Here is a 24,475-nt window from a genome sequence, read left to right on the forward strand (position 1 = left end):
GAAAATCGGCGCAATCTGCCGCGCCCTTTGCGCGGCAGTCATTTCTGGGAGGAAAACCGCATGCGACGCCTCGGCATACACTCGTTCGTCTGGACCGACGGCAGGACCCAGGAGGGCCTGGAAACGGCCCTCGAGAAATCCGCCGAGCACGGCTACCGGATGGTCGAGCTCGCTTATCTCTTTCCCGGCCGCTACGACCTCGACCGCATCGCGACGAGGGCCCGCGCCCTCGACCTCGACATCGTCGTCACCATGGGTCTGCCGGCCGACTGCGACGTCTCCAGCGAAGACGGCGACATCGTCGCGCGCGGCCGCAGCCTCCTTTCCGACGTCGTCCACGCCGTGCGCGACGTCGGTGGCATCCGCCTCGGCGGCATCCTCTATTCCAAGCACGGCAAATACGACCGGATGCCGAGCCGCGACGGCTGGATGAACAGCGCCGAGGCGATCGCCGCCGCGGCAGGGGTCGCCAAGGAGAGCGGCGTCGAAATCGTGCTCGAGATCGTCAATCGCTTCGAATCCAACCTGCTCAACACCACGGCGCAAGGGCTGCGCTTCATCGCCGACACCGGCCGGGACGACATCTTCCTGCATCTCGACACCTTTCACATGAATATCGAGGAGGCAGATCCCGCCGCGGCAATCCGGCTCGCCGGCGACAAGCTCGGCTATTTCCATATCGGCGAGAGCTATCGCGGCTTCCTCGGCACCGGCACGGTCGACTTTGCGGCGAGCTTCCGGGCGCTCGCCGACATCGGCTTTTCCCGCGACATCACCTTCGAGAGCTTCTCCGGGGCGATCGTCGACGAGGCGCTGTCGGTCGCCTGCGGCATCTGGCGCGACACCTGGACCGACAGCGACGCGCTCGCCGCCCATGCCAGGACCTTCATCGAGGAACACTGGCGGGAAGCGGCGATCACCCGGCAGATCAACGCGGCGGGCTAGCCATGGCGCTCGCACCGGATCAGCTCGGGCCGACGGTCGCGGTCGGCGAGATTCTCGTCGAGATCATGGCGACGAGCGTCGGCGACGGGTTCTGCGAGCCGATCGCGCTCGTCGGCCCCTATCCGAGCGGCGCGCCGGCGATCTTCATCGATCAATGCGCCAGGATCGGCGGCGCGGCGGCGATGATCGGCGCCGTCGGCAGCGACGATTTCGGGCGGCTCAACGTCGGTCGCCTCGCGGCCGACGGCGCCGACGTCTCGGCGATCCGGGTCGACCCGGACTATCCGACCGGCAGCGCCTTCGTTCGCTACCGCGCCGGTGGCTCGCGCGATTTCGTCTATAATATCGCGACGTCGGCAGCCGCGCGCTTCGGCTGGAGCGCCGAGGTTGAAGCCCTCGTCGGCCGTGCCGGCCACCTCCACGTGATGGGCTCGGCCCTGTCGATGAAAAGCGCGGTCGAGGTGATCGAGCGCGCGCTTCCGATCGTCAAGGCGCGGGGCGGGACGCTCTCGCTCGATCCGAATCTGCGCAAGGAGATCGTCTACGACGCGGCGACGGAGCGCCGCTTCCGCGATCTGGTCGCGGCGGCCGACCTGATCCTGCCCTCCGGCGACGAATTGGCGCGCGCAGCCGGTGTCGACGGCGAGGCGGCGGCGGTCGCTCGGCTTCTCGAGACCGGCGTGAAGGAAATCGCCCTGAAGCGCGGGGCGGCCGGCGCCACGGTGTTCACGCGGCATACCCCACCGGTCTTCGCGCCGGCCTTTCAGGTCGAGGAGGTCGACCCGACGGGTGCCGGCGACTGTTTCGGCGGCGCCTATGTCGCCTGCCGGCGCCTCGGCATGGGGATCGAGGCCGCCCTCACCTATGCCAGTGCCGCCGGCGCCCGCAACGTCACCCGCCGCGGCCCGATGGAGGGCGCCGGCAGCCGTGCGGAACTCGACGCCTTCATCGCCGAAACCGCGAGGCACGCCTGATGGTCGCCGTTCTCGACGCCCTTGCCGAAACGCGCCGGGCGAAACGCCCGCGGGGGATCGCCTCGGTCTGCTCGGCCCATCCCCTGGTGCTGCGCGCCGCGCTCCGCCATGCCCGCGAAAGGGCGGGGCCGGTGCTGGTCGAGGCGACCTGCAACCAGGTCAACCACCGAGGCGGCTATACCGGGATGACGCCGGCGGGTTTCGTCGACCTCGTCGGGCGGATCGCCCGCGAAGAGCGCTGCCCGCCTAAGCAGATTCTCCTTGGCGGCGATCATCTGGGGCCCAATCCGTGGCGCGCGCGCCCCGCCGAGGAGGCGATGGCCGAAGCGGAGACGATGGTCGCGGCCTATGCCGGAGCCGGTTTTCGCAAGCTCCATCTCGACTGTTCGATGGGATGCGCCGGCGAGCCGCCGGCCCTCGACGACGAGACCACCGCCCGGCGGGCCGCAAGGCTGGCAAAGATCGCTGACGACGTCTGCCGGGAAGCCGGCGGGGCGATGCCGCGCTTCATCCTCGGCACCGAGGTGCCGCCGCCCGGCGGCGCCGACCATGTTCTCGACGGCGTCGAGCCGACCGCCCCGGACGCCGCCCGCGAGACCATCGCGGTGCATCGCAGGGTCTTTCAGGTGGCCGGTCTCGGCGAGGCCTTCGACCGCGTCACCGGCATCGTCGTCCAGCCGGGCGTCGAATTCGGCAACCGCAATGTCGTCCGCTATGACCGGGAGAAGGCCGCCGACCTCTGCAGGGTCCTGGACGAGGAGCCGGGGCTCGTCTTCGAGGCGCATTCGACCGACTATCAGGGCGCCGCACCGCTCGGCGCCCTCGTCGAGGACGGCTTCCTTATCCTCAAGGTCGGCCCGGAACTCAACTTCGTCCTGCGCGAGGCGCTCTACGCCCTCGACCTCATCGCCTCCGACCTTCTGCCCGGCTATGGCGACCGGCCGCTGATGCGGGCGATGGAAGCGGCGATGCAGGCTGATCCCGCCGGCTGGCAGCGTCACTACAAAGGCGACGGCGCCGAAGCGCGATTCCTGCGCCACTATTCGCTGTCGGACCGCATCCGCTACTACTGGCCCTCACCCGAAGCGGAAGCCGCCGTCGAGAGGCTGACGGCGGCGCTTACCGGCGTGAAGCTGCCGCTGCCGCTCCTCTGGCAGCACATGCCTGCTGCCGAGCACTTCGCCGATCGGCCGCTCGATCCGCAGGAGCTCCTGATCTGGCGCGTGATGCGGAGCCTCGACGTCTATCAGGCGGCGGCGGACGGCGATGCGACGCCCCGCGCCGCATGTTCATGAGGTGGAGAATGGCTGTTTCGCCGCCGGATATTCGCCGCCGCCGCGTCATCGCCCGGCTTGGCCGCGCCAGAGACTGAAACGCCTGAAGGCAAGGGAGGAACGCGACAATGGCACAGGATTTCGCCGGACAGACGGTCATCGTCACCGGTGCCGGCAAGGGCATCGGCCGCGCGACGACGGCAATGCTGGCAGCGCGGGGCGCGGCGGTCGTCGCGATCGCCCGGACCGAGGCGGATCTGTCGAGCCTCGCTTCGGCCACCGGCTGCCGCACGATCAGCGCCGATCTCCTCGACAGCGCCGCCGCGCGGGCCGCGATGAAGGAGGCCGGCACCGCCGATCACCTCGTCAACTGCGCCGGCACGAACGTCCTCGAGAGCGTGATCGACATGACCGAGGAGGGCTACGAGGCCGTCCTCGGCATCAATCTGCGGGCCGCGCTGATCTGCTCGCAGGAATTTGCCAGAGCGCGGATCGCGGCGGGGGGTGGCGGCTCGATCCTCAACGTCACCTCGATCGCCGGGCATCGCGGCTTTCCCAACCACCTCTGCTACGCCGCCTCGAAGGCGGGGCTCGAGGGCGCCACCCGCGTCCTTGCCAAGGAGCTCGGGCCGCACGGCATCCGCGTCAATGCCGTCGCCCCCGGCATCACCCTGACCGAACTTGCCGCGGCGGCCTGGAGCGATCCCGCCAAGAGCGAGCCGATGATGGTGCGAACGCCGATGCAGCGCTTCTGCGAGGTCGAGGATGTCGCCTCGACCATCGTGATGATGATCTCCGGCGACGCGGCCATGGTGACCGGCGCCGTGATGCCGATCGACGGCGGCTTCCTCGCCGTCTGACCTCTTTCCCAATCGCTTTTCGGAGAACCAACATGGCTGAAACGCTGAACGGCAAGATCGCCGCGGTGACGGGCGCAGCCTCCGGCATCGGGCTTGCAACGACGGAGGCGCTGATCGCAGCGGGCGCGACGGTGGTGATGGTCGATCGCGACGAAAGGGCGCTCGGCGAGATCACCGCCCGCCTCGGCGACAGGGCGATCGCCCAGACCACCGACCTACTCGACACGGAAAGCTGCGCGCAGATGGTGCCGGAGATCCTGGCGAAGACCGGCAGGATCGACATTCTCCACTGCAACGCCGGCACCTATATCGGCGGCGATCTCACCGAGTCCGACACGGCGACGATCGACCGGATGCTGACCCTCAACGTCAATGTCGTGATGAAGAACGTCCGCGACGTCATCCCGCACATGATCGAGCGCGGCAGCGGCGACATCGTCGTCACGGCCTCCGTCGCCGGGCACATGCCGATCCAGTGGGAGCCGGTCTATTCGGGTTCGAAATGGGCGATCACCTGCTTCGTCCAGACCATGCGCCGCCAGCTGAACAAGCACGGCATCCGCGTCGGCCAGGTGTCGCCGGGCCCGGTGATCTCGGCGCTGCTTGCCGACTGGCCGCCCGAGCGGCTTCAGGCGGCCAAGGATTCCGGCAGCCTGATCGAGCCGAGCGAGGTGTCAGACGCGGTCGTCTACATGCTGACGCGATCGCGCAACGTGACGATCCGCGACATGATCGTGCTACCGACGAATTTCGACATCTGAGGGCGGCAAGTAGCAGCCCTGCAGCACACGGGGGCCCGGCCGATCCGGCGCCGGCTCGAAGCGCCGAGAGCTGGAAAGCCGTGGGGGGAGAGGAAGATATCATGAGCGATCTGTCCGGGCTGACGGCCCTGATCACCGGCGCCGCCGGCGGCATCGGCACCGCGATGGCCGAAGCCTTCGCGAAGGCCGGCGCACGGCTCGTCCTCGTCGACATCACCGATGCGTCGGAGCTTGCGGCGCGCCTCGGGCCGGAGCATCGCCACGCCGTCGTCGATCTGGAAGACCCGGCGGCGATCGCGGCGGGCGTCGAGGCGATCGGCCGCGAGACCGGCATCGACATCCTCGTCAACAATGCCGGCTTCGGCATCGTCTTTCCGGCCGACACGACCGAGATCGAGGCATGGGACCGCACCATGCGGATCAACCTGCGGGCGCCCTGGCTGATGGCCGCCTCAGCCCTGCCCTTCCTCAACGCATCCGGGCGCGGGCGCGTCGTCAACGTCTCGTCCCAGGCCGGCGTCATCGCCATCGAGGAACACGCCGCCTACGGCGCCAGCAAGGCGGGGCTGATCAGCCTGACCAAGGTGATGGCGATCGAATGGGCGCAATACGGCATCACCGCCAACGCCATCGCCCCGACGGTGGTCGAAACGCCGATGGCGCTGGTCGGCTGGTCCGGCGAAAAGGGCGAAAAGGCCCGCCGCGACATTCCCGTCGGCCGCTTCGCCCGCCCCTCCGAGATCGCGGCGGCGGCGCTCTACCTCGCCTCGGGCGAGGCGGGGATCATCAACGGCGCGACGCTGATGGCCGACGGCGGCTATTCGGTGCGGTGAGATCTCGGCCCCGCAGCTTCTCTCTGTGAGACGATGGGGAATTTGACGCGAGAACTCGCACCGTCGCCCTCATCCTGAGGTGCGAGCGCAGCGAGCCTCGAAGGGCGAGGGCTACACAGGGCGCGACCGTCTGATCATCATGACACCGTTGGCCGTTGCCAGAGCCGCAAAGAGGATCGCGGCAGGCGATGCTGCGAAGCCCCCTCGCCCTTCGAGGCTCCGCCGGGCTTCGCCCGGCATCGCACCTCAGGATGAGGGCGCTTCCCGGCGGTCTGACCCCGCTGGCATTCTGGTCTACCTCGTCGGCCCAGCATCCGATATCACGCCGGCGATGCCTGAGCCTTCATGCGGCGGAGTTCCCGCCGTCCAGGCGCTCCAAAGGTTTGGCCGAAACGTCCCTCCAGGTCGTCATCCTCGGGCTTGTCCCGAGGATCTCCTGTCGGCTGATCAGCGGGCTATCCGGATGCGGAAGGGCGTTCTGCCGAGGTTCTGATGTTGCTCGGGCAGTGGATCCTCGGGACAAGCCCGAGGATGACGGCGCGTTGGTGTTGGCGCTCGTCCTGAACCGTCTTTGGCAGCCCAGACGACGCGAGCGGTGGCAACTTCCCGCCCGGCCGTCAGTCCACCCTGCCAGTAGTCAATCGGCCTGTCGGGTCGTCATTCTCGGGCCCCGTCCCGAGAATCCAGGGGATCGAAGGACTCGGGGCGATCGACAGGCAACCGGGCGGTTGGCTCGGAACCGCAGGTAGGTAGCTGAGGAAAAACGCCAGAGCCCGCATCCTGAGGTGCGAGCGCAGCGAGCCTCGAAGGGCGAGGGCGACACAGGGCGCAACCGTCTCTTCCCTCATGCTTTGGTGGGCGGGCATCCGATATCACGCCGGCGATGGCCGGGCCTTCAGGCGGCGGTGTTCCCGCCACCCAGGCGCTCCAGAGGTTCGGCCGAAACGTCCCGGACGTTCCGGCCATCAGACCTCAAAAGTCGAAGTCGTTGATGTCGTCCTTGGTGAAGACCTTGGGCGCGCCGAGCAGGACCTGGCTCTGGTTGACGATCTGCAATTCGCCGAGCCGCCCGGCCTTGACGGTGGTGTCGCCCGGCTTCAGCGTGCCGTCGACGACCTGCCGCATCACCTCGGCCGCGGCATAGCCGAGATCGACGGTGTTCCACAGGATCGTCGACTTGATGCAGTCGCCGTTGATGTAGGGCTTCATCGCATTCGGCAGAGCGAGGCCGACGACCGAGACCTTGCCGCAGAGGCCGTTCTGCTGGACCGCCTCGGCGGCGGCCGGCGTCGCGACAGAAGTCATGCCGAGAATGCCCTTCAGCTCGTCGCCATATTTGTTGATCAGCGTCTGGGCCTGGTTGAAGGACAGGATGTTGTCCTCCTGCGCTTCCACCGTCTCGAGGAATTTCAGCTTCGGGTGGCACTTCTCGGTATAGGCCTGCATCTCCGAGATCCACCGCGCCTGGTTCGGCGTGGTGAAGGTCGAGGTGACGATGGCGAAGCTGCCCTCTTCGCCGATCTCGGAGGCGAGCTGGTCCATCATCGACTTGGCGACGCCGTTCGGCAGTGCCTGATTGACGAACCACTGGCGGGCGTCGGCCTGGGCATCGGCGTCGTAGCCGACGACGTTGATGCCGGCGGCGAGCGCCTTCTTCAGCACCGGCGCGATGGCCACTGGGTCGTTGGCGGCAAACAGGATGCCGTCGACGCCCGAGGTGATGTAGTTGTCGACGAAGGTGATCTGCTCGTCGATATTGGCGCGGGTCGGCCCGTCGGTGTTGATGGTGATGTTGCCGAGTTCCTTCGCCGCCTCCTGCATGCCCGAGGCGGTGCTGGCGAAATAGCCGACGCCGACGAGCTTCGGAATGTCGACGACGGTGATGTCCTTGCCCTTGCGGTCGGGCGCATTCTCGGGCGCGCCGCCGTTGTATTCGCCGGGCTCGGGGGCCGGCGACTCGCCCGAACAGGCGAGCGGGCTGGTCGGCTGGTCGTCGCCGCCGGTCCAGGCCGATTGCGCGGCCACCGGCGTCGACAGCAGGCTGGCGCCAAGCAGCGCCGTCATCAGTTTCTTCATCGGTTCTCCTCCTCAAGTCGGGCGCCCTCCCGGCGCCCCTCCCAACCCTCAGTCGTTCGAGAAACGGCCGAGAATATTGCTGATCAGAACGGCGACGATCAGGACCGCGCCGATGACGACGGTGGTGCCGTCGCCGCGCACGCCCGAGAGCGACAGGCCGTTCTGCAGGATCTGCATCAGGCAGAGGCCGATCAGCGTGCCGATGACCATGCCGCGGCCGCCGAAGATCGAGGTGCCGCCGAGGACGACGGCGGTGATCACCTCGAGCTCGATGCCGTTGCCCATGTCCGAGCGGGTGGTCGAGACGCGCGAGACGAAGACGATCGCCGCCAGTGCCGAGACGAAGCCCGAGGCCGTGTAGATCAGGAGCTTCGTGCGCTCGACCGGCAGGCCGGAGAATTCCGCCGCCGCTTCGCTGTTGCCGATTGCATAGGTGGTGCGGCCGAAGGCGGTGAAGCGCAGGAGAAAGATGCCGGCCAGCGCGACGAGGGCGAACAGCCAGAGCTGCGTCGGAATGCCCAGGAATTCGCCCCGGCCGAGCACCGCGAACCATTCCGGATAGCCCCGCACCGAGCGGGCCTGGCTGATGCCCTCGGCGAGCCCGCGATAGAGCGCGAGCGTTGCCAACGTCGCGATCAAGGGCGGCACCCGGAACCGGGTGATGATGAGGCCGTTGGCAAAGCCCGCCGCAGTGCCGGCAAGGAGTGACAGGCCGATCGCCGCGGGCAGCGGCAGGCCGGCATTCTGCCAGAACACCCCGACGAGGATGGCGCAGAGGCCGAGGATCGAGCCGACCGACAGGTCGATGCCGCCGGTGACGATGACGAAGGTCATCGGGATCGCGATCAGGCCGACCTCGGTCATCAGCCGGGCCTGGTTCAAAAGGTTGGCGGTGGTCAGGAACCGGTCCGACTGGGCGGCCATCACGAACAGGGCGACGGCGAAGAGAATGCCGAGGATGGCTTCGTGGCGGATGAGGATGCGGGTCATGGCTCTTCTCCTCCTCAGCCGGTTCGCCTGCGCCGCGCCATGTCGGCGAGCACCGTTGCCAGAATGAGGACGCCCTGGACGGCTCGCAGCCAGTAGGCCGAGACGTTGAGGAAGATCAGCGAGGAGCCGATCGCCGCAAAGAGGATCGCCGCGAGGGTCGAGCCGACCACCGTTCCAACGCCGCCGAGGATCGACACGCCGCCGACCACCGAGGCGGTGATGATGACGAGTTCGAGCCCGACCGGCGTCGTCGACTGGATGACCTGCAGCTGCGTTGCGAAGAGCACGGCGGCGACGCCGGCGATCGCCCCGTGGATCGCGAAGACCCGCACCACCACCGAACTCGGGCTGATGCCGCTCGCCCTTGCCGCTTCCGGATTGCTGCCGACGGCGTAGACCGAGCGGCCGAAGGCCGTGTAGCGCATCAGCAGAGCCGCGACGATGGTCATGCCGACCATGAACCAGACCGGCGAGGGAACCCCGAGCAGGCGAAACTGGGCGAGCTGGTAGCCTGCCGGCAGGCCGCTGATCCAGCGCCCGCCGGTGAAGGTGATCAGCCCGCCCGAAAGGATCGACAGCATGGCCAGCGTCGCGATGATCGAGGGGACCCGGGCGAAGGCGATGAGGCAGCCGACCAGCGCGTTGATCGCCGATCCGATGAGGAGCGGCGCCAGCCAGGCGACCCAGATCGGATAGCCGCTGGTGACCAGCAGGCCCGAGATCACCGCCAGGACGCCGATCAGCGCACCGATGGAGACGTCGATATTGCCGGAAACGATGACCAGCGACATGCCGATCGCCGCGACGGCGATATAGGCGTTGCCGACGAAGATGCTGGTCAGGTTGTTTTCCGAGACGAAGCGCGGATTGACCGCGCCGACGAAGGCGAACAGCGCCAGGATCACCACGACCAGGAGGATCTCCTGGCCGAGCGAGCTGACGGCATGGAAGGACCGGCGGCTCATCGGGCTCCGCCCGCGGCGGCCGGCTCGCGCCGGGTCTGCATCATCGCGGCGCCGACGCTGTCGGGCGTCGCGTCCTTGCGATCGACGATCGCCGAAAGCCGCCCCTCCCGCATCACCAGGATGCGGTCGCTCATGCCGAGGACCTCGGGCAGTTCGGAGGATATCATCAGGATGGCGAGCCCCTTTCTGGCCAGTTCGCCCATCAGCCGGTGGATCTCGGTCTTGGCACCGATGTCAATGCCGCGCGTCGGCTCGTCGAGGATCAGCACCTTCGGGTCGGTGGCGAGCCATTTCGCCAGGACGACCTTCTGCTGGTTGCCGCCGGAAAGCTGGCCGACCCGCTGGCGGGCGTCCCTCGCCCGGATCGAGAAGCGCTCGATCGCCTCGCTCGCGAGGCGCTGCTCGCGGCCGGTATCGACCACGGCGTAGCGGGTCAGCCGGTCGAGGATCGCCATCGAGACGTTCTCGCGCAGCGGCTGCGGGCGGACGAGGCCGTGCAGGCCGCGGTCTTCCGGCACATAGGCGATGCCCGCCGCGATCGCGTCGCGGACGCTGGCGATCCTGCGGGGCGCGCCGTCGACGCGGATCTCGCCGGCCGTCGCGGGAGTGACGCCGAAGATCGTCTGGGCAAGCTCGGTGCGGCCGGAGCCGACGAGGCCGGCAATGCCGAGGATCTCGCCGGCATGAAGGTCGAAGGAAATGTCCTCGATCACGCCGGCCAGCGACAGGCCGCTGACCTCCAGCCGCGTCTCGCCGCGCGGAATGTCGACCTTCGGGAAAAGCTGGTGGATGTCGCGGCCGACCATCATCGACACGAGCGAGCCTTCGGTCACGTCCGCGACCTTGCTCGTGCCGATCGAGCGACCGTCGCGCAGCACCGTGACGCGGTCGGCGATCTCGAAGATCTCGTTCATCCGGTGCGAGACATAGACGATGCCGACGCCATCGGCCCGAAGCCGACGGATCACCTCCAGAAGCCGCCGGACATCGGCCTCGGCGAGCGCCGCCGTCGGCTCGTCCATGATCAGCACGCGGGCGTTGCGCGACAGGGCGCGGGCGATCTCCACCCGCTGGCGGTCGGCGACGGAGAGCTTGCTAACCCGCTGGTCGACGTCGAGATTGGGGCAGTCGAGGCGGTCGAGCAGCTCGCGCGCCTCCCGCCGCATCCTCGCCCAGTCGACGAAACCGCCGGCAGTCTTCGGCTGATGGCCGAGAAAGACGTTCTCCGCGACGCTCAAGGCCGGAAAGAGCAGAAGCTCCTGATGGACGACGGCGATGCCTTCGGCTTGCGCCTCGCGCGGCCCGGCAAAGCGGCGCGGCTCGCCGTCGAGGCGGATCTCGCCCTCGTCGGCCCGATGGTCACCCGATGCGATGCGGATCATCGTCGACTTGCCGGCGCCGTTCTCGCCCATCAGGGCGTGCACCTCGCCGGCGTAAAGATCGAAGTCGACGCCGGTGAGCACCTTCACCGGGCCGAACGCCTTCGAGATATTCTTCAGTTCGAGGATCGGCGTCATCAGCGCCTCGTCCGGCGCTCTTTCGCGCCGCACGCTCCCCCCAGATACGCTGTCACCTGCTCGCTCCCATCGAAATTTCCGGCGTTTCGCGGCGCCGGGGCTCCTCCACCCGGCGCCGCCAGGCCTCGGCATAGAACGACAGCCCGCGCATCGTCCTGCCAGCCCCGCCCTCCGTGGCGGCGTCGCCGGCCGGCGTGACCGGCGGGTCGGAACCCCGCGCCAGCAGCGCGGCGCCCGCCGCTGTGCCCGACAGACCAGGCTCGGCGAGGACGGGCCGTCCGGCGATTGCTGCGAGGGCGTCGCAGAAGACGGCGTTTCGCCCGAACGGGCCCTCGACGACGATCGGGCCGGCAGCCCCGGCGAGATCGAGGCAGACCGAGGTCGTCAGCGCCAGAGCGAGGCTTGCCGCGGCCGTCCGCTCGGCCTGCGGAAGCCGTTCCGGATCGACCGTCCACTCGCCGCGCCGGCCCGGAAAAGGACCGGTTCCGCTCACGAAGCTCGGCAGCGCCATGATGCCCTTTTTGATCACCGCCTCGGCGGCGTCGTGCTCGGCCTCGCCCGGCGTCTCGCCCGCCATCGCGGCGAATTCGCGCCCCGCCATGAAGCGCGCCGAGGGAACCGGCCGGCCGAAGGCGTCGATATTGGCAAGCGTGTCGCGCGCGGGGTCGAGCTCTGCCTTGCTGCTGCCGATGGCAAAGACGATCGCCCAGGTGCCGGTCGAGACCACCGCGAAGGGGGCTTTCCGCCCGATCAGATGCGGCAGCAGCGAGGCGTTGGAATCATGGATGCCGCAGAACACCGGGATCGCCGCATTGCCGCCCATCGTCCGGCGGATTTCGGGCTTCAGGTCGCCGAGCTGGTCGAAGGCGGAGCGCAGGGGCGCAAATTTCGCCGTCCATCCCCTTGCCTCGACCAGCGACGAGAAGCGCCTCTCCGCAGGGCACCAGAGGTCCGTATGGGCGCCGAGTTGTGTCACCTCGCAGGCGGCAACGCCGCTGAGCTTCATTGCCCAGTATTGCGGATAGGTGAGGATCCTCGCCGCCGCGAAGCGTTCCGGAAAGTGCCGCTCGAGGAAGAGCAGCTGGGCGCCGACGTTCAGCCCGGCGGGGAGCGCCGGCGACTGCGTCTCGGAAAAATCCGGCCGGATCGCGCGGTAGGCCGCGTGCGTCGCCTCGTCGAGGGCGAACTCGTAGTCGATCACCGGAAGCGCAAGATCGTCCGCGCCGACCAATGCGATGGAGGCGCCATGGGTGGTCACCGAGATCGCGTCGACCGGCATCTCGCCCGACAGCTCGGCGAGTGAGGCGAGAATGAAGCGCCAGAGCGCGTCGGTATCGAAATGCGGATAGGGACCGTGGGCGACGACGCGGTTCGGCGTCGTCAGGGCGCTGACCTCGCAATGCTCCGCCAGGTCGTAGAGCACGACCTTGGCGTTGGTCTTGCCGATGTCGATGACGGCGACGTTGCGGACCTTGCCCTCCATCCGATCACTCCATCCGGAACATCGGCTGCAGGGGCACGGAGACAGGCTCGTTGCCGGCCTTGGTCTCCATGATGTCGGCCATCATCGCCCACCATCGCTGCATCACCGGATGGTTCGGCAGGTCGTCCATGGCGTGGCCGCGCCGGCGCTCGAGCACGGCGAAGAGCGCGTCGGTCTCGGGATCGAGAAAGATCGAATAGTCGCGGATCCCCGCCGCTGAGAGGAGATCGACCAGCTCCGGCCAGATCGTATCGTGGCGACGGCGGTATTCCTCGGCCTTGCCTGGAAAGAGCCGCATCCGGAAGGCGACGCGCTCGAAGCCGTCGCTCTGCCCAGTGCCCGGGAGATCGGCCTCACGCGACATCGCGCTCACTCCCCTCGTCTGAAAGCGCCGCGACGACGAGGCGAACGCCGGCCGCCTCGACCATCGCCGCGTCCCTGTCGGCAATCGCCTCGTCGGTGATCAGAACGTCCGCGCGCTCGAGCGGCGCGATGATCATGCTCGACGGCTTGTGGAACTTCGAGGAATCGACCAGCAGCACCAGCTCGTCGGCCTGGCGCATCAGCCGCTGCTCGGACTGGATGATCAAGGGATCGGTCTCGGCGATGCCGTAGGTCGAGACGCCCTGCGCCCCCATGAACATCCGCCGTGCCCTGAAATGCGCAATCCCGTCCTCCTCGAAGGGCGAAAGGATCAGCGCCTGGTCGCGGTAGATCGCGCCGGCCGGCAGCATCACCGTGCATTCGGAATGCTCGATCAGATGGGTGGCGATGGAAAAGGAATTGGTCAGCACCTGCAGCCGCGCACCGGCGAAATGATGGACCATCTGGAAGGTCGTGGTGCCTCCATTGAGGATGATCGCGTCGCCATCCTCGCAGAGCCTCGCGGCCTCGCGGGCGATGCCGCGCTTCTGGCTCTCGTTGATCGTCCGCGCCGTCTCGAAGGGGAGGCTCGAAATCTCCCCGAAGGCAGCCGCCTTCAGCGCCTCGGCGCCGCCGCGCACCCGCTTCAGCTTCTTCTGCAGCGCAAGGGCCGCGATGTCGCGGCGGGTCGTCGCCTCCGAGGCTTCGGTCAGCCGCGACAGCTCCTGCACGGTCGCGACCGAGCGGGCCTGAACAACCGAGAGGATGATCCTCTGTCTCTCGCGTTCATGCATTTTGGCGTTTCTCCCAGGCTTGGATGCTGATGGATGGACGATTGATTGTCAATCATCTTCGATCAAGTTCAATCATATTGCATTGCAGCATGAGCGTATATGATCGTTCTGATTGACGTTCGAGCGGTTTTGGCCAATGCTGGCGCCAAACCAGTCCGCTGTGTCGGGACGTCGATCCGGGCAGGCGGGGGCATCCATCGCATGGGAGGGCCGCGCCGGAGGCCGGCTCTGCCCGTGGCGGTCAAAAATCGAGGTCGATCATGCCGACAGATCCGCAGACCAGCGGAGCGGGTCTCCTGCCTTCGCTCTGGGACGAGGCCCATGCCGCTTCGCTCGACGAGCCGGGGCGCCTGCTCTATCGCTCGAACCTTCTCGGCGCCGACAAGCGGATCACCAACTATGGCGGCGGCAACACCTCGGCGAAGGTGGTCGAGAAGGATCCGCTGACCGGCAAGGACGTGACGGTGCTGTGGGTAAAGGGCTCCGGCGGCGACGTTGGCACGATGAAGCGCGACGGTTTCGCAACGCTTTACCAGGACAAGCTGGAAGCCCTGAAGAGCCTTTATCGCGGCGTCGAGCACGAGGACGAGATGGTCGGCTATCTGCCGCACTGCACCTTCGCCCTCAATCCGCGCGCGGCCTCGATCGACACGCCGCTGCACGCCTATCTACCCTATCCCCATGTCGACCACATGCATCCCGACGCGGTCATCGCCATTGCCGCGACGGCGACCAGCCGGGAGCTCACCCGCGAGATCTTCGGCGAGGAGATCGGCTGGCTGCCCTGGCGCCGGCCCGGCTTCCAGCTCGGCCTCGACCTGTCGGACTTCGCCCGCCGCCATCCGGACGCCAAGGGCGTCGTCCTGGAGAGCCACGGCCTCTTCACCTGGGGCGAGACGGCGCGCGACTGCTACGAGACGACGCTGAGGATCATCAACCGGGCGATTTCCCATCTTGCCGACCGGACCGCCGGCATGGCGGCCTTCGGCGGCGTCCGGACCGGCGCGATGGAGGCTGAAGCCCGGCGCGCCGCTGCGGCGCGGCTGATGCCGGAGATCCGCGCCCGCATCGGCCAGGACGAGCGCAAGATCGGCCATTTCGACGATTCCGCCGCAGTCCTCGAATTCGTCGGCTCGGCCGAGCTCGGACGTCTCGCGCCGCTCGGAACCTCCTGCCCGGACCATTTCCTGCGCACCAAGATCCGCCCGCTGGTGCTCGATTTCGACCCGGCGAGCGGAAACATCGATCGGGTGGTTTCTGGGCTCAACGAGGCGATCGCCGCCTACCGCGCCGACTATGCCCGCTACTACGAGAGCTGCCGGCGGCCGGACAGTCCGGCGATGCGCGATCCCAATCCGGTGGTCTATCTCGTTCCCGGCGTCGGCATGATCACCTTCGCCAGGGACAAGGCGACGGCGCGGATCGCCGGCGAATTCTACGTCAATGCGATCAACGTCATGCGCGGTGCCGAGGCGATCGGCAGCTATCAGGGTCTTCCCGAGCAGGAGGCCTTCGACATCGAATACTGGCTGCTCGAGGAGGCCAAGCTCCAGCGCATGCCGAAACCGAAGGCGATGGCTGGCCGCGTCGCCTTCATCACCGGCGGCGGCGGCGGCATCGGCCGGGCGACCGCCGAGCGGCTCGCCGGTGATGGCGCCTGCGTCGTTCTCGCCGATATCGACGCTGAGGCACTGGAAGCCGCCAGAAGCGACCTTGCCGGGCGGTTCACCGCGGACATGGTGCGCACCGTCTCGCTCGACGTCACCGACGAGGCGGCGGTCCTGAAGGGCTTTGCCGACGCCAGCGTCGAATATGGCGGGCTCGACATTCTCGTCTCCAATGCCGGCATCTCCTCATCGGCGCCGATCGAGACGACCGAATTGTCGATGTGGAACCGCAATGTCGACATCCTCGCGACCGGCTACTTCCTGGTCTCGCGCGAGGCTTTCCGGCTGTTCCGGCGCCAGCAGCTTGGCGGCGCAGTCGTCTTCATCGCTTCCAAGAACGGCCTCGCCGCCTCGCCGAACGCCGCCGCCTACTGCACCGCCAAGGCCGCCGAGATCCATCTCGCCCGCTGCCTTGCCCTCGAAGGCGCCGACGCCGGCATCAGGGTCAACGTCGTCAACCCCGACGCGGTGCTGCAGGGCTCGAAGATCTGGACGGGCGAATGGCGCGAGCAGCGCGCCGCCGCCTACAACATGGCGCCGGACGAGCTCGAGGAGCACTATCGCAAGCGCTCGATGCTGAAGCGCTCCGTCCTGCCGTCGGACGTCGCCGAGGCGGTCGCCTTCCTTGCCGGCGACGCATCGGCGAAGTCGACCGGCAACATCGTCAATGTCGACGCCGGCAACGCCCAGTCCTTCACCCGCTAGCAAGCGGCGAGGCAGGCCTCGGGAGGAGGCCGGCGGGCAATTTCGCGACGACGGCACGACGAGGAACGGGCTTTCGCCATCCGGCCAATCTGGGAGGAACGGGCCATGAGCGACCAACCGATCGATCCGTCGGTGATCGAGACGGCCAACGAACGACAGAGCGGCGACCTTGCGAGCGACTTGGCCGCGCTCGGCGAGCAGCTCGACCGGCGCGGCATTTCCATCGACAGGATTGTCGAGGCCGTCAGGGGCTTCACCGTCGCGGTGCCGTCCTGGGGCGTCGGCACCGGCGGCACGCGCTTTGCCCGCTTTCCAGGCCCCGGCGAGCCCCGCGGCATCATGGAAAAGCTCGACGACTGCGCGGTGATCCACCAACTTGGCCGGGCAACGCCGTCGGTCTCGCTACACATTCCGTGGGACCGCGACGATCCGGCGGCCCTGAAGGACAAGGCTACGAGCCTCGACCTTGCCTTCGACGCGATGAATTCCAACACGTTCCAGGACCATCCGGACGATCCGAAGCAGCCGCTGTCCTACAAGTTCGGATCGCTCAGCCATGCCGATCCGGCGGTGCGCGCCCAGGCGGTGGAGCACAATCTCGACGTCGTCGAATTCGGCCGTGCCGTCGGATCGAAGGCGATCACCGTCTGGGTCGGCGACGGATCGAACTTCGCCGGCCAGTCCGACCTTTCCCGCAGCTTCGAGCGCTATCTGGAATCGGCGCGGACGATCTATGCCGGGCTGCCGGACGACTTTCGGCTCTTTACCGAACACAAGATGTACGAGCCGGCCTTCTATTCGACGGTGGTGCAGGACTGGGGCACCAACCTCCTGATCGCCCAGGAACTCGGACCGAAGGCCTTCTGCCTCGTCGATCTCGGCCATCACGCGCCGAACGCCAATATCGAGCAGATCGTCGCGCGGCTGATCTTTGCCAGGAAACTCGGCGGCTTCCACTTCAACGATTCGAAATATGGCGACGACGATCTCGACGCCGGTTCGATCGATCCGTTCCGGCTGTTCCTCGTCTTCAACGAACTGGTGGAAGCCGGCGAAACGCTGGAGCGGCTTCACCCGGCCCACATGATCGACCAGTCCCACAACGTCACCGACCCGATCGAAAGCCTGCTGCGCTCGGCTGACGAGATCCGCCGTGCCTATGCCCAGGCGCTGCTCGTCGACCGTGCGGCGCTGCGCGGCCTGCAGGACGACAACGACGCGCTGATGGCATCGCAATGCCTGAAGCAGGCGTTCCGCACCGACGTGACGCCGATCCTTGCCGAAGCACGGCGTCGCGATGGCGGGGCGATCGATCCGATCGCCGCCTACCGGGCGAGCGGCTACCGCGAAAGGGTGGCTGCCGCGCGGCCGGCCAGCCGCGGCTCCGGCGGCGGCATCGTCTGACCCGGTTTCGGGCGACAAGCGGGAATTCACGAGGGTGGAGGAAACAACATGAGCGATCTTTATCGAATCGCACTCGCCGAACTCGGCACGGTGATGGACGGGGTCGACGACGGCGCCGTCGACACGGCCTGCCGGATGATCGCCGATGCGCGGCGCGTCGGCACCTATGCCGGCGGACGCGAGGGCCTGCAGATCAAGGGCTTTGCCATGCGGCTCTTCCACCTCGGCTGCCATGTCGGCGTGGTCGCCGACATGACGATGCCGGCGCTCGGGGACGGCGATCTCTTCGTCGTCTCCGTCGGGCCGGGGGAGATTTCCACGGCGCTCGCCTTGATGGGCGTCGCGAAGGACGCCGGCGCGAAGATCCTGTTCCTCACCGCCCAGCCGAATGGCCGCTGCGCCGAGCTTGCCGACTTCGTGCTGACGGTTCCCGCCCAGACCATGGCGAACGACCAGGGCGCCTCGGCGACCTCCGTCCTGCCGATGGGCTCGCTCTACGAAGGCGCGCTGTTCGTCCTCTTCGAGGTGATGGTGCTGAAGCTGCGGGACATCATGGCCGTCTCACCGGAGACCATGCGCGGCAACCACACCAACATGGAGTGACAGCCGGCGAAAACATGCCGCGACACGGGAACTGTCACCGATGTCTCGGGAACGGCGGCCGGTTCAAGTCGTATCGAAGAAAGGAAAATTGGAGCGGGCGAAGGGATTCGAACCCTCGACCCCAACCTTGGCAAGGTTGTGCTCTACCCCTGAGCTACACCCGCCCGCTCCCAGCGGCGATCCGTTTCCGGCGCCGCGAACGGGCGCTATATGGCCGAAAGAATCGGACAATGCAACAGCCAAATTTCCCGCTGGACAAAATCGCCCGGCCGGGCGAGGCCCGATCCCAGCACCCCGGGGCGCTGGGTCCGTCCGGCTCTCGGCACGGATCGCCTGATTTTGCGGCGACAGCGACGGAGGCGGGCCTTGCCGGCGACACGTGACGAACTGATGACGTATCTGGACGAGCTCGGCATCGCCGTCTCGACCATCGAACACCCGCCGCTCTTTACCGTCGCGCAGTCGCAGGAGCTGCGCGGCGAGATCTCCGGCGGCCACACCAAGAATCTCTTCGTCAAGGACAAGAAGGGCCGGCACTTTCTCGTCGTCGCGGAGGAGAGCACCCTTGTCGACCTGAAGTCGCTGCACCGGCTGATCGGCGCCCAGGGTCGCCTGTCCTTCGCCGGCCCCGACGCGATGATGGCGATGCTCGGCGTCGAGCCCGGCTCGGTGACCGCCTTCGGCGTTCTCAACGATCGCGACGGCCGGGTGACCGTGGTGCTTGATGAGGCATTGCTCATGCACGATATGGTGAACTGCCATCCGTTGACGAACACCGCGACCACGACGATCGGCGTCGACGGATTGATGGAATTCTTCAGATCGACCGGGCACGAACCAATCGTCACCCGGCCGGGCGGCGAAACGGTTGAGGGCGACGGGCAGGACGGATGAGCGACAACCCCTACGGCAATCCTTATGGCGCTTCCCAGGGCGGCTTCGGGCAGCAGACGGTCGGCCTCGGATCGGCCGCAGGTGGCCAGCCGCGGCAGCCGGCAGGCACCACCCCGCCGGCGGGCCTCTCCGGCTTCGGCGAGACGACTGCCGGGCCGGCCCCGGCCGACCTGATCAAGGACACCACCACGGCGACCTTCTCGGCGGACGTCATCCAGGAATCGCGGCGCCAGCCGGTGCTCGTCGATTTCTGGGCGCCATGGTGCGGGCCGTGCAAGCAGCTGACGCCGATCCTCGAAAAGGCGGTGCAGGCGGCCGGTGGCAAGGTAAAGCTGGTCAAGATGAACATCGACCAGCATCCCTCGATCGCCGGGCAGCTTGGCGTCCAGTCGATTCCGGCGGTCTTCGCCTTCGTCGGCGGCCAGCCGGTCGACGGCTTCATGGGCGCTCTGCCGGAAAGCGAGGTGAAGGCCTTCATCGCGCGGCTCACCTCGGGCCAGCCGGGCGGCGATCCGATCGCCGAAGCGCTGGAGGAGGCGAACACGCTGCTCGCCAGCGGCGACGTCGGCAATGCCGCCCAGCTCTTCGGCGCCGTGCTTCAGCACGAGCCCGGCCATGCCGGCGCCAGTGCCGGCCTTGCCGAGTGCTACCTCGCTTCGGGCGATGCCGAGCGCGCCAAGGCCGTCATCGACCAGCTGGCCGCGGACAAGGCCGAGGATCCGGCCGTGGCGGCAGTGAAGGCCAAGCTGAAGCTGAAGGAAGAAATCGCCAGGCTCGGCGATCCGGTGCAGCTCCAGGCGCGCATCGAGGGCGATCCCGACGATCATCAGGCTCGATTCGATCTCGCGCTCATCGCCAATGCCAAGGGCGACCGGCAGACGGCGGCGGGCCATCTCCTCGAGATCATGCGCCGCGACCGCAGCTTTGGCGAGGACGCCGCGCGGCTGAAGCTTCTGGAATTCTTCGCCGCCTGGGGCCCGACCGACCCGGCCACCAAGGAGGCGCGGCGGCGGCTTTCCTCGCTGCTCTTCGCCTGAGCCGGCGGGCGGCGCCTTCGGCTGCCGCCTCCCCTCCCGCCGCCGCGACGGTCGTGCGCCATCGCTCTTTGCGCCGACGGACCGGCCACCGACGAAAACGCGGCGTCGAAACAATCGCTTGGCACCGCCGCACGGGCCGTCCCGCGAATCGGCCGTGGCCGGTCGCAGGCCTTGAGATCGCCGACCCGCGTTCCACATCGCAAGGAGGTCGACGGAGGCGCTCTTTGGTTCAGGCGGGCAATATCACTTATGCGGACGAATCGGATCTGCCGACCACGATCGCGGTGTTTCCGCTGACCGGGGCGCTGCTTCTGCCCGCCGGCCAGCTGCCGCTCAACATCTTCGAGCCGCGCTATATCGAGATGATCGACGATGCGATGGCGGGGTCGCGGATCATCGGCATGGTGCAGCCGAGCCTCGACGGCGCCATGCGCGACAACCGCGATCCGAAGCTCTGCGAGGTCGGCTGCATGGGCCGGATCACCTCGCTCGCCGAGTCCGGCGATGGCCGCTACATCATCAGCCTGCAGGGCATTGCGCGCTTCCGCATCGCCGAGGAATTGGCGGTGCGCACCCCCTATCGCAGCTGCCGCGTCACCGCCTTTCTCGGTGATCTCGATGCCGGCATGGGCGAGGAGGCGGTCGACCGCGAGGGGCTGCTGCGGGCGTTCCGCCGCTTCTTCGAGGCGAACCAGATGGAAGCCGACTGGGACTCGATCGACCGCGCCTCCAACGAGACGCTGGTCAACGCGCTGGCGATGATGTCGCCCTATGGCGCCGCCGAGAAGCAGGCGCTGCTCGAGGCGAACGACCTGAAATCCCGGGCGGAGACGCTGATCGCCATCACCGAGATTTCGCTTGCCGGCGAGGGAGGCGAAGACGGTTCGCCAACGCTGCAGTGAGCACTCGCCCTGACTTGCCGGCCCATGCTATTGCCCGCCGCACGACACGCCAAGCGGACGGAACTGCCATGAGCGAGCGCATGAACGACGGTCAGCCGGATCCGAAACTCCTCGAGCTGCTCGTCTGTCCGCTGACCAAGACGCCGCTGGTCTACGACCGCGAGCACAACGAGCTGATCTCCAAGGCGGCCAGGCTGGCCTTCCCGATCCGCGACGGCATTCCGATCATGCTGCCGTCGGAAGCCCGGGAGATCGAATAGGGCCAGCTCGTCTACGGAGCCTGACGCGCGCGGCGCGTGGCCGCCCCGACGCGACACCTGACAATCCTGCCGGACGGCCAGCGTAGCACAGACGAGGATCGCGCCACTGTTTCCGGCGGGGCGCGAGTCCGCGACATGAATCGTCCCGCAACGCAACCGAAGCCTTTCGGTATGAAAAAAGCGGCCCTCCCAAGGGCAGCGCCGCTTCCTGGAGCGCCGTGCGTCGGAATGGACGTACAAAGGACGCGCTCAATCATTGAATCGCCGCATCTTGCTTTCCGAAAATCGTTTGCGATTTTCGGGCCGATGCTGTCGCTCGGCGATGGCGCGAAAGCCTATTTCGACGCTGCAGCCTTCAGCACCTCGGCAGGATCCTGGCTGGCGCCCTCTTCGTTGAAGCTGGCGAGATAGGCGATGACGTTCTTCAGGTCGTCGGGCTTCTTGAGGCCGGCAAAGGCCATCTTGGTGCCCTTGACGGTGCCGCGCGGGTCGGAAAGCCAGGTGGTCAGCAGTTCCTCGTTCCAGGCGGTCTTGTCCGCCGACCAGTCCTGGAACGGCTTGGAGAACTTGTAGCCGCCGCGGTCGGCGCCCGGCTTGTCGCCGACGATGCCGTTGAGTTCCGGTCCGATCTTGTTCTTGGCGCCCTCGCCGATGGCGTGGCAAGCCTTGCACTTGTTGAACACCTTCTCGCCGGCCGCGGGATCGCCGACCTCCTGGGCAGAGGCCGCCCCGGCAGCGAAAGCAAGCGCCGCGCCGGCGATAACGAGGCTGAATTTATGCATGGATCCTCCCTTTCGTGAAATCTCGGGTTCGATCGTCCAAGTGCCCACTGCCGCGATCATATTGGGCGCTGCCCGGGCTTGGCAACGAAGCTGAGAACGAATCCAAAGTCGCCTGCAGAGCCCGGCGGCGTGATGCCTGCCCGGCAGGGCCTTCACGCGGAAGATTTGCCTGCGAGGCCGAGTGTCACCTTACCCTTGGGAATATTCTCCCCACACTTTCGCCACACTCGTAAACGCATGAGACGATTACGGAAATTTCCATCAACTTTGAATTTTAATCAATTTTCAACGCTTCGAACCAACGATTGGGGCATCGAAAGCGCGGCGACGGAGCCGAGTGAGGCCCTTCTGCAACACTCAAAATAAGACCGAATTCCTGCCACGATTCAGCCAACCAATCTGATCAGGGATCGTTGTCGAATTCGGAACTTATCCGGATCCGCAACGCGCAGAGGTCCCGACCTGCTGCCATCCGTCGCGCTTCGCGACAAAGGAGAAATACGCATGAAACGCTTTGCACTGCTTCTCGCCACCGCAGCGTTCGCCACCCCCGCAATGGCCGCCGACATCCTTGCTCCCGAGCCGCCGGCACCGGCGCCGATGGCGATCGAGCCGATCGCTCAGACCACCACCTGGACCGGCATCAATCTCGGCGTCCAGGCCGGTGCGGCGATGGGCGGGCACGCCGGCGAGGCGAGCTTCGATCCCGGCACCACCCCGGCTTTCGGTGGCGGCGACGTCAACTACGACCTCGACGGCAACTTCATCGGCGGCGCCAACATCGGCTACGACTACCAGTTCCAGAACAACGTCGTTCTGGGTGCAACGGCCGACTTCAGCTACATCGACCGGACCAAGGAGACGACCTACTCGACGCCGGGTGGTTCGAACTTCACCGACGAGACCAAGCTGAACTATCTCGGCACGGTCCGCGCCAAGCTCGGCTATGCGATGGACAACGTGATGGTCTACGGCACCGGCGGTCTCGCCTATGCCGACGTCAAGCAGGACGCCTCGGCGCCCTCGACGGCAGCCGGTTCGGAATTTGCCGGCTACAACTTCGACACCAGCAACGACAAGTCCTCGGTCGGCTACGCCGTCGGCGCCGGCGTCGACTACATGGCGACCCAGAACCTCTCCTTCGGCGTCGAGTATCTCTACACCAATCTCGGCAAGAACGAGCAGACGATCTCCGGGACCAACGGCGTCAACGACGTCGAGTTCAAGAGCAACGACGACAACGACCTCGACTTCCACACCGTGTGGGCCAAGGCGGCCTATCACTTCAACTGATCGGGATTGCCGGGCGGCGAAAGCCGCCCCGTCTCCGAGCGTTCGGCAAAAGGCCGGCGGATATTTCCATCCGCCGGCCTTTTCGTTTCGATCAGGGCTTCGAAAGCCGGGCCTGGCACTCGATACGCCCGGTTGGAATCATCCGAGCGGCGGCAGGCCGAGGTCGCTCCGCCGAGGCAGGTCGGCGCCCTTGCGGGTGCAGGTGACCGCCGCGGCCTCGACGGCAAAACCGAGCAGCGCCTCGACATCGTCCTGCGAAAACCCCGCGATGGCAGGCCGCGACAGGCTCAAACGCTCCTTCAGCCCGGCAAGAAGCGCCGCCTGGAAGGTGTCGCCCGCCCCGACCGTATCGACCACCGCGACCGAGCGGCCGGCGACCCTGGCGGACACGCCGCTCGCCGTCGCGGCGATGGCGCCCTGCTCGCCGAGGGTGACGACGGCGATTTCCGCTCCAGCGGCCACCCATTCCGCAACGACGCTGTCGACGGCGCGGCCGGGATAGAGCTGGGCAATGTCCTCTTCGCTGGCCTTGACCATCGCCGCCAGCGGCACGAGTTCGGAAACCTTCTGCCGCCAGACATCGAGATCCGGCTCGATCGAGGCGCGGATGTTCGGATCGTAGGAGATGAAGCGGTTTGGCGCTTCCTGGCGCAGCAGCCGGGCGAGCGCCGTCGCGGTCGGTTCGGTCACGGTCGAATAGGAGGCGACATGGATCGCCTCGACATCGGCCGGCAGCGCGCTCGGCACCTCCTCCGGCTCGATCGAGCGGTCGGCGGTCCCCTCGATGTAGAAGGCGTAGCTCGCCGAGCCGTCCGGGCCGAGCGAAACCATGGCGAGCGTCGTGTTGCGCTCGGTCGGAATCAGGAAGCGCTGGTCGATCCGCTCGCGCTCCATGAAGCCGCGGATGCGCTCGCCGAAGAGATCGCCCGACATCTTGGTGAAATAGCCGGAATGATGCCCCAGCCGCGACAGGCCCAGCGCGACATTGAGCGGCGAGCCGCCGACCCGGCCGGATAGACCGACCGTCGCCACATCCTCTTGGGGCATGGCGAAGAGATCGAACAGGCAATCCCCACAGCTGAGAAACATCCGC

23 protein-coding genes and 1 tRNA gene are annotated in these 24,475 nt (G+C 67.2%); 14 read left to right on the forward strand and 10 right to left on the reverse strand.

Annotation, left to right across the window (positions count from 1 at the left end):
• Positions 1-60: 60 nt before the first annotated feature.
• From E3C22_RS09710 to E3C22_RS09735, 6 genes are all read left to right on the forward strand, one after another.
• Positions 61-945: a sugar phosphate isomerase/epimerase family protein gene (locus E3C22_RS09710; RefSeq protein WP_134761776.1), complete on the forward strand. Its 885-nt coding sequence runs from the start codon at positions 61-63 to the stop codon at positions 943-945.
• Between the two features lie 2 nt (positions 946-947).
• Complete coding sequence (locus E3C22_RS09715; RefSeq protein WP_134761777.1) at positions 948-1,919, forward strand: tagatose kinase; 972 nt, start codon at positions 948-950, stop codon at positions 1,917-1,919.
• Entirely contained in the window at positions 1,919-3,214 is a 1,296-nt protein-coding gene (locus tag E3C22_RS09720; RefSeq protein ID WP_134761778.1) for a class II D-tagatose-bisphosphate aldolase, non-catalytic subunit, read from the forward strand. The genes E3C22_RS09715 and E3C22_RS09720 overlap by 1 nt, the downstream gene beginning before the upstream one ends.
• A 107-nt stretch (positions 3,215-3,321) precedes the next feature.
• Entirely contained in the window at positions 3,322-4,053 is a 732-nt protein-coding gene (locus E3C22_RS09725; protein ID WP_134761779.1) for an SDR family oxidoreductase, read from the forward strand.
• A 32-nt stretch (positions 4,054-4,085) separates the two neighbouring features.
• Positions 4,086-4,814, forward strand: a complete 729-nt coding sequence (locus E3C22_RS09730; RefSeq protein WP_134761780.1) for an SDR family oxidoreductase — start codon at positions 4,086-4,088, stop codon at positions 4,812-4,814.
• Positions 4,815-4,915: 101 nt separating this feature from the next.
• The gene (locus tag E3C22_RS09735) at positions 4,916-5,647 is read left to right on the forward strand and encodes an SDR family oxidoreductase (RefSeq protein ID WP_134761781.1); all 732 of its coding nucleotides are present in this window, start codon (positions 4,916-4,918) and stop codon (positions 5,645-5,647) included.
• Between the two features lie 972 nt (positions 5,648-6,619).
• Here E3C22_RS09735 and E3C22_RS09740 read toward each other — a convergent pair.
• The 7 genes from E3C22_RS09740 to E3C22_RS09770 are packed head-to-tail and all read right to left on the reverse strand — an operon-like array spanning position 6,620 to position 13,835.
• Positions 6,620-7,723, reverse strand: a complete 1,104-nt coding sequence (locus E3C22_RS09740) for an autoinducer 2 ABC transporter substrate-binding protein (RefSeq protein WP_134761782.1) — start codon at positions 7,721-7,723, stop codon at positions 6,620-6,622.
• A 48-nt stretch (positions 7,724-7,771) separates the two neighbouring features.
• Positions 7,772-8,713, reverse strand: a complete 942-nt coding sequence (locus E3C22_RS09745; protein WP_134761783.1) for an ABC transporter permease — start codon at positions 8,711-8,713, stop codon at positions 7,772-7,774.
• Between the two features lie 14 nt (positions 8,714-8,727).
• Complete coding sequence (locus tag E3C22_RS09750) at positions 8,728-9,678, reverse strand: ABC transporter permease (protein WP_134761784.1); 951 nt, start codon at positions 9,676-9,678, stop codon at positions 8,728-8,730.
• Positions 9,675-11,228, reverse strand: a complete 1,554-nt coding sequence (locus tag E3C22_RS09755; protein WP_342635620.1) for a sugar ABC transporter ATP-binding protein — start codon at positions 11,226-11,228, stop codon at positions 9,675-9,677. The genes E3C22_RS09750 and E3C22_RS09755 overlap by 4 nt, the downstream gene beginning before the upstream one ends.
• Positions 11,229-11,247: 19 nt before the next feature.
• Positions 11,248-12,678 carry an FGGY-family carbohydrate kinase gene (locus E3C22_RS09760; protein ID WP_134761785.1) on the reverse strand — a complete coding sequence of 477 codons (1,431 nt, stop codon included), beginning with the start codon at positions 12,676-12,678 and terminating at the stop codon, positions 11,248-11,250.
• Positions 12,679-12,682: 4 nt separating this feature from the next.
• Positions 12,683-13,042 (reverse strand): L-rhamnose mutarotase, encoded by a 360-nt coding sequence (rhaM, locus tag E3C22_RS09765; RefSeq protein WP_134761786.1) that lies wholly within the window; start codon positions 13,040-13,042, stop codon positions 12,683-12,685.
• Entirely contained in the window at positions 13,032-13,835 is an 804-nt protein-coding gene (locus E3C22_RS09770) for a DeoR/GlpR family DNA-binding transcription regulator (RefSeq protein WP_134761787.1), read from the reverse strand. The genes rhaM and E3C22_RS09770 overlap by 11 nt, the downstream gene beginning before the upstream one ends.
• A gap of 260 nt (positions 13,836-14,095) precedes the next feature.
• On the opposite strand from E3C22_RS09770, the gene E3C22_RS09775 reads away from it, so the two are divergent.
• From E3C22_RS09775 to E3C22_RS09785, 3 genes are all read left to right on the forward strand, one after another.
• The gene (locus tag E3C22_RS09775) at positions 14,096-16,207 is read left to right on the forward strand and encodes a bifunctional rhamnulose-1-phosphate aldolase/short-chain dehydrogenase (protein ID WP_134761788.1); all 2,112 of its coding nucleotides are present in this window, start codon (positions 14,096-14,098) and stop codon (positions 16,205-16,207) included.
• Between the two features lie 105 nt (positions 16,208-16,312).
• On the forward strand, positions 16,313-17,611 hold the full coding sequence (gene rhaI / locus E3C22_RS09780; RefSeq protein ID WP_134761789.1) for an L-rhamnose catabolism isomerase: 1,299 nt from the start codon (positions 16,313-16,315) through the stop codon (positions 17,609-17,611).
• Positions 17,612-17,659: 48 nt separating this feature from the next.
• Positions 17,660-18,214: an SIS domain-containing protein gene (locus E3C22_RS09785; protein ID WP_134761790.1), complete on the forward strand. Its 555-nt coding sequence runs from the start codon at positions 17,660-17,662 to the stop codon at positions 18,212-18,214.
• A gap of 89 nt (positions 18,215-18,303) precedes the next feature.
• On the opposite strand, the gene E3C22_RS09790 is transcribed toward E3C22_RS09785, so the two are convergent.
• A tRNA-Gly gene (locus E3C22_RS09790) sits at positions 18,304-18,378 on the reverse strand.
• Between the two features lie 202 nt (positions 18,379-18,580).
• Here E3C22_RS09790 and E3C22_RS09795 point away from each other — a divergent pair.
• The 4 genes from E3C22_RS09795 (at position 18,581) to E3C22_RS09810 (ending at position 21,307) form a co-directional block, all read left to right on the forward strand.
• Positions 18,581-19,108 (forward strand): prolyl-tRNA synthetase associated domain-containing protein, encoded by a 528-nt coding sequence (locus E3C22_RS09795; RefSeq protein ID WP_134761791.1) that lies wholly within the window; start codon positions 18,581-18,583, stop codon positions 19,106-19,108.
• Positions 19,105-20,145 carry a thioredoxin gene (trxA, locus tag E3C22_RS09800; RefSeq protein WP_134761792.1) on the forward strand — a complete coding sequence of 347 codons (1,041 nt, stop codon included), beginning with the start codon at positions 19,105-19,107 and terminating at the stop codon, positions 20,143-20,145. Before E3C22_RS09795 ends, trxA begins: the two co-directional genes overlap by 4 nt.
• Before the next feature lie 224 nt (positions 20,146-20,369).
• Positions 20,370-21,047, forward strand: a complete 678-nt coding sequence (locus E3C22_RS09805) for an LON peptidase substrate-binding domain-containing protein (protein ID WP_134761793.1) — start codon at positions 20,370-20,372, stop codon at positions 21,045-21,047.
• A gap of 68 nt (positions 21,048-21,115) precedes the next feature.
• Positions 21,116-21,307, forward strand: coding sequence for a Trm112 family protein (locus E3C22_RS09810; protein WP_134761794.1), 192 nt, complete (start codon positions 21,116-21,118; stop codon positions 21,305-21,307).
• Positions 21,308-21,642: 335 nt separating this feature from the next.
• Here the strand turns inward: E3C22_RS09810 and E3C22_RS09815 are convergent, their stop codons facing one another.
• The gene (locus E3C22_RS09815; protein ID WP_134761795.1) at positions 21,643-22,089 is read right to left on the reverse strand and encodes a c-type cytochrome; all 447 of its coding nucleotides are present in this window, start codon (positions 22,087-22,089) and stop codon (positions 21,643-21,645) included.
• A gap of 504 nt (positions 22,090-22,593) precedes the next feature.
• Between E3C22_RS09815 and E3C22_RS09820 the strand changes: the two genes are divergently transcribed.
• The gene (locus E3C22_RS09820; RefSeq protein WP_134761796.1) at positions 22,594-23,382 is read left to right on the forward strand and encodes an outer membrane protein; all 789 of its coding nucleotides are present in this window, start codon (positions 22,594-22,596) and stop codon (positions 23,380-23,382) included.
• A 138-nt stretch (positions 23,383-23,520) separates the two neighbouring features.
• Here the strand turns inward: E3C22_RS09820 and E3C22_RS09825 are convergent, their stop codons facing one another.
• A complete protein-coding gene (locus E3C22_RS09825; protein ID WP_134761797.1) occupies positions 23,521-24,471 on the reverse strand; it encodes a carbohydrate kinase family protein in 951 nt (316 codons plus the stop codon).
• Between the last annotated feature and the right edge of the window lie 4 nt (positions 24,472-24,475).

It is taken from the genome of Jiella endophytica (genome assembly GCF_004519335.1).
Classification (GTDB): Bacteria; Pseudomonadota; Alphaproteobacteria; order Rhizobiales; family Rhizobiaceae; genus Jiella; species Jiella endophytica.

What these genes read in the sequence shown, in the direction of transcription:
- E3C22_RS09710 (WP_134761776.1), top strand. Translation starts at nt 61, where the DNA reads ATGCGACGCCTCGGCATACACTCGTTCGTCTGGACCGACGGCAGGACC.
- E3C22_RS09715 (WP_134761777.1), top strand. Translation starts at nt 948, where the DNA reads ATGGCGCTCGCACCGGATCAGCTCGGGCCGACGGTCGCGGTCGGCGAG.
- E3C22_RS09720 (WP_134761778.1), top strand. Translation starts at nt 1,919, where the DNA reads ATGGTCGCCGTTCTCGACGCCCTTGCCGAAACGCGCCGGGCGAAACGC.
- E3C22_RS09725 (WP_134761779.1), top strand. Translation starts at nt 3,322, where the DNA reads ATGGCACAGGATTTCGCCGGACAGACGGTCATCGTCACCGGTGCCGGC.
- E3C22_RS09730 (WP_134761780.1), top strand. Translation starts at nt 4,086, where the DNA reads ATGGCTGAAACGCTGAACGGCAAGATCGCCGCGGTGACGGGCGCAGCC.
- E3C22_RS09735 (WP_134761781.1), top strand. Translation starts at nt 4,916, where the DNA reads ATGAGCGATCTGTCCGGGCTGACGGCCCTGATCACCGGCGCCGCCGGC.
- E3C22_RS09740 (WP_134761782.1), bottom strand. Translation starts at nt 7,723, where the DNA reads ATGAAGAAACTGATGACGGCGCTGCTTGGCGCCAGCCTGCTGTCGACG.
- E3C22_RS09745 (WP_134761783.1), bottom strand. Translation starts at nt 8,713, where the DNA reads ATGACCCGCATCCTCATCCGCCACGAAGCCATCCTCGGCATTCTCTTC.
- E3C22_RS09750 (WP_134761784.1), bottom strand. Translation starts at nt 9,678, where the DNA reads ATGAGCCGCCGGTCCTTCCATGCCGTCAGCTCGCTCGGCCAGGAGATC.
- E3C22_RS09760 (WP_134761785.1), bottom strand. Translation starts at nt 12,678, where the DNA reads ATGGAGGGCAAGGTCCGCAACGTCGCCGTCATCGACATCGGCAAGACC.
- rhaM (WP_134761786.1), bottom strand. Translation starts at nt 13,042, where the DNA reads ATGTCGCGTGAGGCCGATCTCCCGGGCACTGGGCAGAGCGACGGCTTC.
- E3C22_RS09770 (WP_134761787.1), bottom strand. Translation starts at nt 13,835, where the DNA reads ATGCATGAACGCGAGAGACAGAGGATCATCCTCTCGGTTGTTCAGGCC.
- E3C22_RS09775 (WP_134761788.1), top strand. Translation starts at nt 14,096, where the DNA reads ATGCCGACAGATCCGCAGACCAGCGGAGCGGGTCTCCTGCCTTCGCTC.
- rhaI (WP_134761789.1), top strand. Translation starts at nt 16,313, where the DNA reads ATGAGCGACCAACCGATCGATCCGTCGGTGATCGAGACGGCCAACGAA.
- E3C22_RS09785 (WP_134761790.1), top strand. Translation starts at nt 17,660, where the DNA reads ATGAGCGATCTTTATCGAATCGCACTCGCCGAACTCGGCACGGTGATG.
- trxA (WP_134761792.1), top strand. Translation starts at nt 19,105, where the DNA reads ATGAGCGACAACCCCTACGGCAATCCTTATGGCGCTTCCCAGGGCGGC.
- E3C22_RS09810 (WP_134761794.1), top strand. Translation starts at nt 21,116, where the DNA reads ATGAGCGAGCGCATGAACGACGGTCAGCCGGATCCGAAACTCCTCGAG.
- E3C22_RS09815 (WP_134761795.1), bottom strand. Translation starts at nt 22,089, where the DNA reads ATGCATAAATTCAGCCTCGTTATCGCCGGCGCGGCGCTTGCTTTCGCT.
- E3C22_RS09820 (WP_134761796.1), top strand. Translation starts at nt 22,594, where the DNA reads ATGAAACGCTTTGCACTGCTTCTCGCCACCGCAGCGTTCGCCACCCCC.
- E3C22_RS09825 (WP_134761797.1), bottom strand. Translation starts at nt 24,471, where the DNA reads ATGTTTCTCAGCTGTGGGGATTGCCTGTTCGATCTCTTCGCCATGCCC.